12 protein-coding genes are annotated in these 12,868 nt (G+C 58.8%); 4 read left to right on the top strand and 8 right to left on the bottom strand.

The features are described from left to right. Positions 1-6: 6 nt before the first annotated feature. The 3 genes from GOV53_RS03895 to GOV53_RS03905 form a co-directional block, all read right to left on the bottom strand. Positions 7-324: a hypothetical protein gene (locus tag GOV53_RS03895; protein ID WP_170464370.1), complete on the bottom strand. Its 318-nt coding sequence runs from the start codon at positions 322-324 to the stop codon at positions 7-9. A 77-nt stretch (positions 325-401) separates the two neighbouring features. Further along, complete coding sequence (locus tag GOV53_RS03900; RefSeq protein ID WP_170464371.1) at positions 402-2,498, bottom strand: hypothetical protein; 2,097 nt, start codon at positions 2,496-2,498, stop codon at positions 402-404. A gap of 210 nt (positions 2,499-2,708) precedes the next feature. After that, a complete protein-coding gene (locus GOV53_RS03905) occupies positions 2,709-3,713 on the bottom strand; it encodes a radical SAM protein (protein WP_170464372.1) in 1,005 nt (334 codons plus the stop codon). Positions 3,714-4,130: 417 nt separating this feature from the next. Here GOV53_RS03905 and GOV53_RS03910 point away from each other — a divergent pair, with 417 nt between their 5' ends. Further along, on the top strand, positions 4,131-5,051 hold the full coding sequence (locus GOV53_RS03910; RefSeq protein ID WP_170464373.1) for a LysR family transcriptional regulator: 921 nt from the start codon (positions 4,131-4,133) through the stop codon (positions 5,049-5,051). On the opposite strand, the gene GOV53_RS03915 is transcribed toward GOV53_RS03910, so the two are convergent. The 5 genes from GOV53_RS03915 to GOV53_RS03935 all read right to left on the bottom strand — a co-directional run bounded on the left by GOV53_RS03915 (position 5,048) and on the right by GOV53_RS03935 (position 10,593). After that, positions 5,048-7,456, bottom strand: a complete 2,409-nt coding sequence (locus GOV53_RS03915; RefSeq protein WP_170464374.1) for a GcvT family protein — start codon at positions 7,454-7,456, stop codon at positions 5,048-5,050. The two genes, GOV53_RS03910 and GOV53_RS03915, sit on opposite strands and share 4 nt — an antisense overlap. Next, on the bottom strand, positions 7,457-8,161 hold the full coding sequence (locus tag GOV53_RS03920) for a maleate cis-trans isomerase family protein (protein ID WP_170464375.1): 705 nt from the start codon (positions 8,159-8,161) through the stop codon (positions 7,457-7,459). It lies immediately after the preceding gene. Positions 8,162-8,163: 2 nt separating this feature from the next. Then, a complete protein-coding gene (locus tag GOV53_RS03925; protein ID WP_170422243.1) occupies positions 8,164-8,613 on the bottom strand; it encodes an SRPBCC family protein in 450 nt (149 codons plus the stop codon). Further along, entirely contained in the window at positions 8,610-10,115 is a 1,506-nt protein-coding gene (locus tag GOV53_RS03930; RefSeq protein ID WP_170464376.1) for a trimethylamine methyltransferase family protein, read from the bottom strand. The genes GOV53_RS03925 and GOV53_RS03930 overlap by 4 nt, the downstream gene beginning before the upstream one ends. A 103-nt stretch (positions 10,116-10,218) precedes the next feature. Beyond that, positions 10,219-10,593, bottom strand: a complete 375-nt coding sequence (locus GOV53_RS03935; RefSeq protein WP_170464377.1) for a winged helix-turn-helix transcriptional regulator — start codon at positions 10,591-10,593, stop codon at positions 10,219-10,221. Positions 10,594-10,723: 130 nt separating this feature from the next. Between GOV53_RS03935 and GOV53_RS03940 the strand changes: the two genes are divergently transcribed. The 3 genes from GOV53_RS03940 to GOV53_RS03950 are packed head-to-tail and all read left to right on the top strand — an operon-like array spanning position 10,724 to position 12,694. Next, positions 10,724-11,332: an NAD(P)H-dependent oxidoreductase gene (locus GOV53_RS03940; RefSeq protein ID WP_170464378.1), complete on the top strand. Its 609-nt coding sequence runs from the start codon at positions 10,724-10,726 to the stop codon at positions 11,330-11,332. After that, entirely contained in the window at positions 11,319-12,038 is a 720-nt protein-coding gene (locus GOV53_RS03945) for a glutathione S-transferase family protein (protein ID WP_170464379.1), read from the top strand. The genes GOV53_RS03940 and GOV53_RS03945 overlap by 14 nt, the downstream gene beginning before the upstream one ends. Positions 12,039-12,040: 2 nt before the next feature. Further along, entirely contained in the window at positions 12,041-12,694 is a 654-nt protein-coding gene (locus GOV53_RS03950; protein ID WP_170464380.1) for a DsbA family oxidoreductase, read from the top strand. The last annotated feature ends 174 nt before the right edge of the window (positions 12,695-12,868 follow it).

Below are 12,868 nucleotides of genomic sequence, written 5' to 3' on the forward strand. Positions count from 1 at the left end.
TCCGGTTCAGTGCTGCTGGGTTGTGAATGTGTTGTCAGACAGGCTGCTATCTGCTGGCGCGGACGCTGCGGTCGCATACCCAAGATTGACGTCACCAACGGACGCGGCCTCATGAAAGCTTCTGAGCTCAAGCGACAGCTCATCCTCACCCGTCAGCAATTCCGGGTTTCTTTCAAGATATGCATACAACGCCTGAATGTCGTTGGTCGAAAGCATCTCATCAATCACAAGCAGCTGCTCAAGCGTGATTTCGGCCCGCGCGCCTTGCGACGTAGTCAGAAATAACAGCGCGGTAACTATGCCGATCAGTCTTCTATCCGTCATCGTTAGAAACCCCGTGGGAAATAATTAACACTACACAAAATTGGTCGAATCCTTTGCATTGTAACTCAAGACCACCCTCATTGGGTCGTCGCTCTTTTAAGTTTGCTTAGAACCTGACTTCTCAGCCGATTAACTTGGCTTGTTGGCGCTGGCGCTCGGGCCCTGGTTTGGCGTGTGGTCCGTTTGACAGCAGCGACGCCCGACCCTTCTCCGGCCAGCCATAGCTCGATGATCCCGGTGGGTGTTTTTGTGCCGGCGTCCGTAAAGTCGCGCAACAAGGCGCCTGCGTCTTTGGCAAGGGTTGCAGCCCGGGCCTCGTCCTGACGGTGGTAAAATCGAACGTTGGACTGGCTGATCCCAAACCCGACCCGCGCCTGCCCGCTTAGCTCATGACCCGTGGTCGTCAGGCCGCTTACAACCGAGTCCACGACACCCTGCGGCAGATTGCTGGGCGCATATAGCCTGAAGGCCACCCGCGCGGCTGGTGGGGGTGTGTCTTCCGGCGTGACCTCAACTTCTAAGACCGTCGAGCGGTCGATCGCTTCGGGTGGGATGGGTGTCTCTGACGATGCGGGCGGTTCTGGTGGGAGGAATTCTTGCTCTGTTGACAGCGCAGTAGTGTCGAACAGCTCCGGCTCGAGGGCATCAACCCTCTGATAAGAAATAACAGTATCTTCTGATTGGATTGACGGATCGAGTGAAACGGCCTGCAAACCACCTGCCTCAGGCACCATTGGCGGAAGCGCGACTGGCGGGGGCGCGATTGGGGCTTGTTCGATGTCCAAGGACGCCAGTGCCTCGGGTGGAGCGAGACCCGCGCGGGGTGTGCGGGGTGTACCGACATCCAGACCACGAATTTGCGGCTGATACACCAACGCCTGATCGGACAGTGTCGCCTGACCAACGGGCACCTGCGGTGGCACAAAAACCAAAGCCTCGGGCTGTACCGGAACGGTAGGAGCGCTCTGGCGGGCCAACGGCGTTTCCGTTGGCTCCACAGCAATAGGCGCACGCACTGCAGTGGTCATTGCCCCGGCCAAGAAGTCTTCGGGCCGTGTTCCGGTCACAGCCTCTTCTAGCAGCGCGACGGAAGTGCTGAAAATCTCTGGTGTGGACTGAAACCGCACAAAGCCAAGATTCATCTCTTCCCTCGGTCGATAACTGAGCAACGTCAACGGCAGCGGCGGCTGAGTCAGGGACGGGACGAAAGGCCGGACGCTTGGGGCCAACCTGAGCAACTTTGGCTCCACCTCGCCAGACCGTTCAGGGTTTGACACGGGATCGGTCAACGCCGCCACGTCTTCCGGCTCGGCTATGGCCTCATCCGACGGCAGCGAACCGGTAGGTGCATCAAAGACACTGGCCGTTAAACCAGCCTGCTCATCCGTCGGGTCAGACGCACCTGTTTCGGTATCCTGAAACAGCTCTCGACTGGCCAATTCGGTTTCTTCACTGGCAAGCCCGGCGCTTTCAACAGGTGCTGAGGTGCCACGATCAGACATCGCAAGAAACACCGAGGAAGAAGCCGCAACTCCGATGACGCATCCGATGGCCACAAATCCAACCTTCAGCTTGCGACGACTGCGCTTTTGATCCTCCATCCGCTCCAAAAGGGTTTTGCGCAGACGATCGGCAACCTCACCCTCGGACAACCGGAGACTGGGTTCCGCGGCCAAAGCATCTGCTTCGCTGTATCCAGAGCCCGTATCGACCGGAGGGCTGTCGTCCTGCACCGCATCCTGATTTGGTTTTTTGTTCTCGTTCTGGGCACCAAACGATGCGGCAGCATTTCCGGGAACGCCCCCGTCCGTTTTGACGTTTTGGCCGCTTTCTTTCTTTTTGGGCGGGATTGTTGCCGACTCACCTTGCGGAACAGCAGAGGCGGGTTTTGTCTGTTTCCGAACTGTTTGAGGTTGCGGCGCTGTTGCTTCAGCCCCTTTTCGGGCCGCGTTACCAGAAGTTGAGTTGTTTGTTGCTTTGTGGCCTGCGCCCGCCTGCGCACTCTGATTGGCGTTCTTTGCCTTCGCAGCCTGGGCTACGCCCTGCTGTTTCCCTGCATTTTCAAGCACCTCCTGCCATTCAGGAGACTGTACGAAATCATAAAGGTCAGACACTTTCTGAGTGCCTTTTTTCGCAACTTCAGGTCGAGCTTTTGGGTCGCTGGCCTTTGTCATCAATACCCCCGAACTGGCCGCCGGAACACGCTCTACGCTGTCGCAACTCGGGCAAACCAAATACACTCGTGAACATCAAAAAATCCAAAATAAATGTGTAAAACAGTATAAAAAATTGACCGCTCGAAAACAAGTAAAGCGGTGACGGGCGTCATCCGCTTGCGGTTTTCAGCGGCGTTGAATCCTGTTGATGTCAGCGGTAGGGCGAGGTTAATCCCACTTGAATTTTGAGATCAGAATGTCGGCGACGCAGGAGCACGACTCTTTGGTGCAAATGACCGCCCCCTCGGGCAGAGCGATGTCACCGCCGATTTTTCCAATGCGTCCTCCGACACCGCATACGGCGCGGAACACGCCGCCATCTCCGGCAATGCGCAAAGACTCGATCCCCGCGTCACAGGTCCAGCCTTTCCAGCGGTTTTCGCCACGCATAATGAACTCATTGGGCCGGAACGTCTCGCGCGAGCCGTCAGCGTTGTTTCGAACCATGATCCCACGAGGGTGGCGCAGCTTGCCGCCCGATCCACCGGGGTTGGACACCCGCTCGCGCATCTTGGCAAGCTGTTCGTCGCTATAGGGATAAAGCTCATTTCGAAATTCAAGCCGCAGGGGCTTCATAACAATCCCAATACGCGGGAATTCCTGCCCCAGCTTACGCGCAACGTCATAGCTTTCGTCAAAGCGGTCCGGGTTCATGGTGATGTTGACCTGAACGTGGATCACCTCGGACAAAATTGCGATAACACGGCGGACATGCTCAAAGTCGGCCTCTTCCAGATGGTAGGTCAGGATCAACGAGTCCAGCTTGTCGCGAATGACCTGCCAGAACCGCTCGGTTCGCGATCCATTGGAGATCAAGCTGACTTTCATTTCATGCGCGCGGGCGGCGCTCAGGATGTCCTTGATCTTTGGGTGCAGCGTTGGTTCGCCCCCCGTTAGTTGCAGCCACACCTGACTGCCCAGACCTTCCTGATAGTGTTCTTGCAGCGCCTCAATCATGCCCACGACGTCTTCGAGGCTTTGCCACCCTATCGTTCCGTCATGCAACGCGGCGGGGCAATAGCTGCAGGCGTAGTTGCAGCGGTTGCCCAGCATCCAGTCCACCAGAACAACTTTCTTGTGGATGTCGTCTGCGTGTTCAATCCATTCCAGAGGCCGCGGATGCATCTCTGTCAGCGGGTCATCTGCCCATTCCGTGTTATGTCTAAACTGCATCAGAAGCGTACCTGCTCAGGCTGGTTGGAGAATACATCGAGCGAACTGCGGCGCGGTTGTCCGTTTCCTCTATCCGGTCTCTGATCTCCGTCATCGTCTCCACAGGGTGACGTTTGCTATATCCGATAGCAACGCGGGCACCTCGACAATTCAGGCCAGAACAACTCACACAGGTCACAACTCAAACATCGGATTAATCAATTTCAATTTGCGCACTCTATGCCAGTAAGCGCTTACACGCAAATCGGGACCCTTTGAGAAAGGGCTTGCCCGTTGCAAAGGGATCAATCAGGTCGCTGGGGCAACGTCGCCGAAGACGTGCAATTGTTGCCAATGCCCAAGCAATTCTGCCTTGACCGGTTAAGCAATCAGCCTCAAACAATTACGCAAAAACATGAATTTCTCTCAGGTGACACAATGGCTGACGGGCCGCTTCTGGATTTCCGGCATCTCAAGATGGTCCAGGCCATAGCGAAACATGGGCGCGTCACGGACGCGGCCGATGCGCTGGGTGTGACGCCCTCTGCGTTGTCCCATCGCATCCGCGAAGCCGAGCGGCGTTTGGACATGGTTTTGTTCACCCGTATGCACAAACGGCTGCGCATGACTCCGGCGGCAGAGTATCTGGCCGATATGGCCGACCGCGTCCTCAGCGAAATGGACAAGGCCGAGCGGGATGTCCGCCGCATGGATCGCGGGGTGGAGCATGTTGTGCGCATCGGTATCGAGGCGTACAGCACCTATCACTGGCTACCTGCGTTCACGACTGAGCTACGCAGGCATTTGCCGGGCATCGAACTGCAGGTCATGGCCAACGTAACGCGTGATCCTGTTCTTGCCCTGACCAATCGGCATGTCGATATCGTCATCACCTCGGGTGAAACCCGCCCCATTGGGACGCATCAGGTGCTCTTGTTCCGGGACGAGCTGCAGTTCATCGTCCCACCACATCACCGTTTGGCAGGGAAACCCTATGTCAATGGGTCGGATATCGAGAACGAAGACTTCATCACCTATGCCCTGACCCCGGAACCCGACCGGGAATTCGCCCGTCTGTTTCGCCCGTCGGGACGCTATCCCCGCTGGGCGACAACCGTTGAGCTGCCAGAGGCAATAGTCGAGCTTGTCGCCGCCGGACAGGGAAGCAGCGTTTTGGCTGGTTGGGCCGTGCGCCCCGCGATAAACGCGGGACGCATCGTCGGGTTGCGGGTGGGTCAGGATGGCATCGACATCTGTTGGCGGGCCCTTATCCGATCCGAAGACAAGGAAAGTGGCCCGATTTGGGATGTCAGCCAGACACTGGCCCAGTGGGCGGCCCGCAACGACGGGTTCGGTTAAGCGCGCAGCCGGGTGTTGTCGGGGTCATACACATGATGGCTGTGCCGGGTCGCGCCACGCATCTCTCCGAACGCCTGAACATGGCACGCCTCACCCATCGCCAAACTGCCATGCTGGACATACCCCAGCGCCAACAGCTTGCCTGTGCGATACCCCATCGATACCGAGGTCAGATAGCCGATCAGCTCTCCATCTTTGACGATGGGGTCCGATGGCAGGGGCTCGGGGCTCGGATCGGTGATTTCCAACCCAATAAAGCTCCATTCGGGGTCAGTTTGCTGTTGCTGGACCACGGCTTCTCGGCCGCAAAACGTGCCTTTGGACAGATTGGCGAACTTGGACAGGCCTGCATCGAACAATGTGTATTCTGTGCCAAAGTCCGCGCCCCATCCGTGATAGCCTTTCTCGACCCGCATGGCGTTCAGCGCGTAAGAGCCGAAATTGCAGATGCCGTAATCCTGCCCGGCCCGCCAGATCGCCGCGTAGAGCTGTTCCAGGTCCTCAGAGGAAACGTGCAATTCCCAGCCTAGCTCACCCACATAGCTGACACGCAGCGCAGTGACCGACACTCCGGCGACATCAATTTCCGCAACGCTCATCCACGGTGCGTGCAGATCAGCGGATGTAAGCGTCTGCAACACATCGCGCGCGCGGGGGCCCATCACAAGCAAGACGCTGTCATGGTCATAGCCTTTGCTGAGCGTGACGTTAGCAGTGCCAAAGCTGTGAGAAATCCAGTCAAAATCCCGATCCACGGCCAGCGTTGGACCGCAGAGCAGAAACCGATCCTCGGCCAGACGGGCAATCGTCGCCTCGGACCAGATGCGGCCCTGGGGCGTCAGCATGTAAGACAGACGGACCCGCCCAACTGGCGGCAGCGTACCGCAAACCAAAGCGTTCAGAGCGTCGAACGCATCCGGCCCTTCAACAACGTACTTGGTGAAACCGCCGTGATCCATGATGCCGACCGCATCGCGTACAGTTTTGCATTCCAAACGAACGGCATCTTGCCAGGGCTCGTGCCCAAAGCTCAGCGCGCCAGTGTCTGAAATGCCTTCGCGCTGGAACCAGAAAGCGCGCTCCCATCCGCCGATCTGGCCCATCACGGCCCCCTGCCCCTTTAGGTGATCGTACAGCGGCGTTCTGTTCACCGGACGACCGGACGGCATGATCCGGTGCGGATAGGGAATGGCGTATTGCAGATCATAATGCTCGGACGCCCGGGCCGCCGCATAGTCCTGAGTGGCCCAGTCGCCAAATCGGCGCGGATCCCAGGCGGACAAGTCCCACTCGGTCTCTCCGCCCGCGAGCCATTCAACCATGGCTTTACCGATCGCTGCGGAATGCGTGATGCCAATTTGCACACCGGTCGCGTGGTAAAAGTTGCGCACCCCACTCGCGGGGCCGACCAGCGGTAAGGCGTCGGGCGCATAGGGGATCGGGCCGTTCACAAAGCGCTGCGCGCCCGCCTCGGCCAGGATCGGGACATGGGCCGCAGCGGCCTCGAACACCGCCATCATCCCGTCCACATCATCGGCGAAAAGCTGGTGGTCAAAATCGGCGGGTACACCGTCTTGCCAGACCGGACGCCCTTCGTGCGCATAGGATCCCAGCAACAGCGCATTACGTTCCCGCCGCAGGTAGAACCGGATGTCAGGATCCCGGATCAGCGGGAACAAATCGGTGTCTTCTTCAAGCTGAGGCAACGCTGTGGTCACCATGTATTGATGTTCCAGCGTCACCACCGGCAGCTGCAGCCCGGCCATGGCCGCAATCATCGCGCCGCTGGACCCCGCCGCATTAATCACCGTTCCGGCCACCACTGTGCCATCCGGGGTCTCGACCTCCCACTCGCCGTTTGGTCGTTGGGTCAAGCCGGTCACGCGGGTAAACCGGCGCACTTCGGCCCCCAAAGCACGCGCATGCTTGGCCAGCGCCTGCGTCAATTGACTGGGGTCGATGTCACCTTCGTAAGGATCCAGAATGCCGCCCAACACGGTGTCGTCAGCCTGCCAATAAGGGTGCCGCGCCTCGATCTCATCCGGACTGAGCATCGCCAATTCGAACCCTGCCGAACGCGAAACACCGCACAGGTGCTGGAACAGTTGCATACGTTCCGGAGTATGCGCGGGCCAGATCGCCTGAGTATGGCGGTAGGTGACCGGCGCTTCGGGGTCTTTTTCAAGCTCTTTGTACAGAGACCACGCATAGTTCCCGGCCCGCATCCCCAGCCATGAATTCGCATAGGTCGGGATGTTTCCCGCCGCATGCCAGGTGGACCCTGCTGTCAATTCGTTTTTCTCGATTAGGACTGTTTCGGTGATACCGGCCTGAGCAAGGTGATACAGAATGGCCGCCCCGACGGCTCCGCCGCCAATTACGACAACCTCGGCATGTGTTCGCATTCAGTGCTGCTCCAACAGTTTTCCAAATCCGGAAATCGGATCAGTGATCCCGATGCTGCGCAGGGTCTGCCAATAGACCGCTGCATTGCAGGCGACGATGGGTTTGCCGTGCGCGCCCTCAAGCTCGGCAATCAGGGCCACTACGGGCAATGCAGTTCCAACCTGCAGGATCACGTCACAGTCCGAGGCAGCCACCCGGGCGAACACCGCGCGAATATCTTCCAATGGCGTTTCGCAAATTTCGGGCAAGGATGGCGCTTGGGTACCATGGATCGCGACAACCTCGAAACCGGCGGCCTCGGTATTTGCGCGCACGACCGCGTCGACCTCGGCATTGAATGGGGTCACGATCCCCACGCGCTGCGCACCAAGCGCACACAAGGCAGCATAATCCGCGCCGGACGCCCCCAGAACGGGCACACCGAGTTGTTCCGCAATCTCATCACATCGCGCTTTCAGCTTGTCCGGCCCGCCGGGGCCTGCATCCGTGGTCAGCCCAATGGCTATAGCCGCTGGCTTGCAATCCATCAGCTTGGCAGCTTCATCCGGCAGATCATCCGAGAAGTTGTCGCCACCCAGCCGAAATCGTTGCATCTGGTTGGTCACACCTTCGGGGCGCAAAAGCTCAAGCTCCGGCTGAACAACTGTGTTCATCGCCGGGGTCATAACGCCAATCACGGCGCGTGGGGCAAGCGTATCGGCCACTTTCACTCTCCTTTCAGGTAAGCGTTCAATCCGGTCATGCCGCCGATATAGATGGCATCGCCAACGATACGCTCCATCTCGGCGCGATCCTGAGGCGCACAATCAAATCGACTTTCCCATATGCCCAGCGTCTGACCACTGTGCGTGATCGGGATGAACCGATGTGTCGAGACATAATCTGTCACTGGCAACGGGCATTCGAGAATGTCGTAGGTATAGAAGTGATCGGCATCGGAATGCGCCAGCAGGGTTTCACGAAAGGTGGTGCCATCGGGAATACTCAGGTTTCGCACTGTCCCAATCGCGGTTGGCGCACCGTTTTCAAGTTCGGCCCGATCCACGCCCGGGTTCCAGGCCACGACACCGTCAAAGGCGCGCACAGCGGACCAGACCCTGTCGATATCCGCGTCGATGATCATACTGCGAAAGACGTGCATCAGAGTTCCTTTCATCTCTCAAGCCGGATTGGAAAGCGGTCACGAATGTGCGCCTCTGCTTCCGAGCTTAGGTGCGTTGCGGGCGGGCTGGCCAGAATGTCCGCCACGCGGTGCTGCGCACGATCCCAGACCGATGGCCTGCCTGCGTCGATCCAATCATCTACGCTCTGCCGGTCGGCAAGCGTCGGATAATAGTAGTCCGTCTTCATCCGGTTGAGGGTTTCGGCCTCGCCCAAATAGTGTCCGTCTTGCGTGACCACGCGTTCCACTGCCGCCAGATCAAGCGTGGCATCGGACACTTCAATCCCTCTGATCGACCGCAGGATCGCTCCGCACATATCGTCGTCGATGACCATTGCCTCGGGGCTGGCGACCATGATCGACCCCAGCATTCCGACGGACAGGTTGATCATGTCTGCCCCGGCGTGACCTGCCAAAGCCACGGTATAGCCCTTTTCATATCCGGCCTGTGCATCCACCAGTTTTGAATCCGTCATACCGGCGGACACGGTTGAAGGCAGCCCGACATGAGCCAGCAGCTGAGCCGCTGCTGCGTTTGCGATGGCCGCTTCGCCCCCACCGCCGCTCATCGCGCCTGTGCGCAGGTCCGAGATGAACGGCATCAGCGCATAGATACATGGCGCACCGCGTTGGAGGCCGTCGACCACGGCCAACCCGGCCAGACATTCCGCCATCCCCTGCGCCAGCGCTCCGGCCAGGGTAACCGGGCTGGTCGCACCCGCCTGCCCGGCCGAGCAGATTTGTGGGATCATGCCCGCCTGGACCGCCTGCTCCAACATCTGGATACCTTCGGCCGCGAAGGTCAGCGGCGGAACCACATGCACGATCACCGCCATGCAAAACGGCCGGTCGCGAAACGCTCCGGGCGCGCCGAGGGCCATATCGAACATCTCGACAATCGGGGCGATATGATCGGCCTCGCAAAAGCTGATGCCGATTGGTTTCGAGGTGGCCTTCATGCAGGCAAAGGCCGAGTTCACGTCCAACTCGAACGGATCGATCAGATCGCGGGCAACGACCGGTCGCAGCCCGTAGTGGATGTTGGGAGAGGCCTCTAGTACCCGCATCAGATCGTAGAGATCGACCAAATGGCTGTCGCGATAGACCCCATTCGCCGCATCCAGCACTTGCACCGCTGCGCCGCCGGTGCCGACATGCACGGTCCCGCCCCCGACCCGCAGGTCGCGCGCGGAAAGAAACCCCGGCAGGTTCACTTGTGAAGGCGCCCTGTCCAAGGCGCGCAGGATCATGTCCTTGGGAAAGCACAACCGACCATCGCTGCGCTTGGCTGCCCCATCAGACAAAGCGCGTTCGGTGGCCGCGTCCGGCAGGCCTGCCATCCCCACATTCGCAAGAATATCAAAGGCATGGTCCACGATCCGGTCTGCCTCTGCAGTCGACAAAGGCTTCAAGGCCCCTCCGACGTGAAGCGGCCCAGTTGTGGCAACCCGTTGCGTTTCCACCCGAGCCCGTCGATTTTGCGTGCGTCTGGTCATTCGCGCTCTCCAACGCGGATATTAGACCGGGATTCCAGAGCGCAGAGAAATCAATAATTCGGCGCAGTTGTTGAAGAAATTTCACTCAACACGCGCAGGGCCCTTACGGCTCCTTGTGCAACCCTTTTGGCAGCTTTTCAGTCCACTTGCGCAGCTCATCAAGAAAGCCAAGGGCCGTCTGCCCCAGCTCAGTGACCGAGTACTGAACCGATACAGGGGCGGTATCCATCACCTGACGATGCACCAGCCCCTGATCCTCGAGCTGGCGCAGCCGTTCGGTGATCATCTTTTTGCTGGCCCCGCCTATCATGCGGGACAGATCGTTGAAGCGCACAGGACCGTCCTTCAGGTGCCACAAGATGGAGCCGGTCCATTTGCCGCCGATGATCCGCATGCCGCGTTCAATCGCACAAGGCTCCAGACAGGCCTCGGTGACCCGTCGGCGTCCCTTGGCGTCCTCGTTTATTCGCGCGCGCATTGTCGTCCTTTCGCTCAGGCAAGTAGGTTACCAAAAGTATACTAGTTGCATTTCTCAACCTGCAGACTCAAATTCACCATGAACCCGCCGCAAGTCAAGGGTTCAGAGATTGCACATATAGGATATGGACATGAGCAAAATCCTGATCGTGAACGGCACCCAGCCCTACGAGTTTGCCCCCGGCCAATTGAACGCCAGCCTGACCGACCACGCACGAGACACCCTGACCGCAATGGGGCATGAGGTGCGCGTGACCACCGTCGCCGACGGCTATGACGCCAATACCGAGGTCGAGGCGCATTTGTGGGCCGACACAGTCATCATGCAGTTTCCGGTGAACTGGATGGGCGTGCCTTGGGTTTTTAAGAAGTATATGGATGAGGTTTACACAGCCGGTATGGATGGCCGCCTGTGCGCAGGGGATGGCCGCACGACGGACGCGCCGAAAGCCAACTACGGCACAGGCGGCACGCTGAACGGCAAAAACTACATGCTATCGGTCACGTTCAATGCGCCCAAAGAGGCATTTGATGACGCGTCCGAACCGTTCTTTGCCGGCGGCAGCGTCGATGACTTGTTGCGCCCGATGCACCTGAACGCAAAGTTCTTTGCCCTGCAGCCCCTGCCGACTTTTGCAGCATTTGATGTTATGAAGAACCCCGAGATCGAAGCGGACTTTGCCCGTTTTGATGCCCATCTGAAGGCCACATTTGCCGAGGTCGAACATGTCCCAGCCTGATATCCATCTTTACACCGCCGGAACGATGAACGGTTACAAGCCGGTCATCTTTTTGGAAGAGGCAGGCGTGCCGTACGACCTGACTCACATCAACTTTTCCAAACAAGAGCAGAAAGCGCCGGACTATCTGGCGCTGAATCCCAACGGCAAAATCCCAACCATTGAAGACCGCGCCGAAGGGCGCGCGATCTTTGAATCCGGTGCGATCCTGTGGCATCTGGCCGAGAAATACGGGCAGTTTCTGCCATCCGATCCGGTTAAGCGATCCGAGGTGATGCAGTGGATGTTGTTTCAAGTCGGCCACGTTGGTCCGATGATGGGACAGGCCATGTATTTCCAACACATCGCCGCACCCAACGGTCATGATGAACCGTTCTCGATCCGCCGCTACGTCGACGAAAGCCGTCGTCTGATGGAGGTGATGAACGCACGTCTTGAGGGGCGCGAATGGGTCGCTGCGGACGAATACACCATCGCCGACATGATGCTGTACCCGTGGGCACGCGCCTATGTCTGGGCGCGCGTTGATGTATCGGACCTGCCGCATCTGAACGCCTGGTTCGACCGAATTGACGCCCGACCCGCCGTGCAGCGGGCGCTGACCATCCCCAAGGCCAACCCGCAGTTCTGGGATGCCGATGCGGATGCCAGCGCTTTCGCAAAGGAAAACGCAGCGCGCTTTTCCAGTGACGTGAAAGGAAGCTGACCGTGCCCGAAGCTCTCCCTATCCGCGTCGATATCGTATCAGACGTTGTCTGCCCGTGGTGCGTCATTGGCTACCGGCAACTGGCCAAAGCGGCGCAGAACACCGGTATCGAACTTGATGTTCATTGGCATCCGTTTGAGCTCAACCCGCAGATGGCGGCGGGCGGAGAAAACCTGCGCGAACATCTGGCGGCCAAATATGGAACGACTTTGGCAGGGTCGATCAAGGCGCGGGCGCGCCTCACTGAAATGGGGGCCGCGCTTGGGTTTACCTTCAACTACGCTGACGACATGCGGATGTATAACACGTTTCGTGCGCATCAGTTGATCGACTGGGCTTCTGAGCAGGGCAAAGGGCACGACATGAAACAAGCTCTTTTTGCGGCGTTCTTTACCCGGCGCGAGGACGTTTCGGACATTGAGGTTCTGGCCGATACAGCCGCCAGTACCGGGTTGGACCGTGCCGATGCGTTGGCCATGCTGCAGAGCGGTGAGCGGTCCGATATCGTGCGCCAGAAACAGCAGTTCTGGATTCGCCAAGGTATTCAAGGTGTTCCCGCCATGGTGTTCAACCGACGTCATCTAGTGACCGGCGCGCAGGGCGAAGACAACTACGCGCGAATCCTGCAACACCTGCAAGACGATCAGGCCGCGTAAGGTTGGCAGAGCGCGCGGGCTCAATCGCCCCATGTCGGATAAGCTAATGCCCGGCATTCCCGTGCCGAACAATCGTCATGGGGGTTGCATGGTGTGGGTCTGCGCGACAACCTTGGATTAACACCCAAACCAAACACAGGGTGGCCGCCTGTCGGCCACTTCATTCTATCACCT

The organism is Ruegeria arenilitoris (genome assembly GCF_013035315.1).
Classification (GTDB): Bacteria; Pseudomonadota; Alphaproteobacteria; order Rhodobacterales; family Rhodobacteraceae; genus Ruegeria; species Ruegeria arenilitoris_D.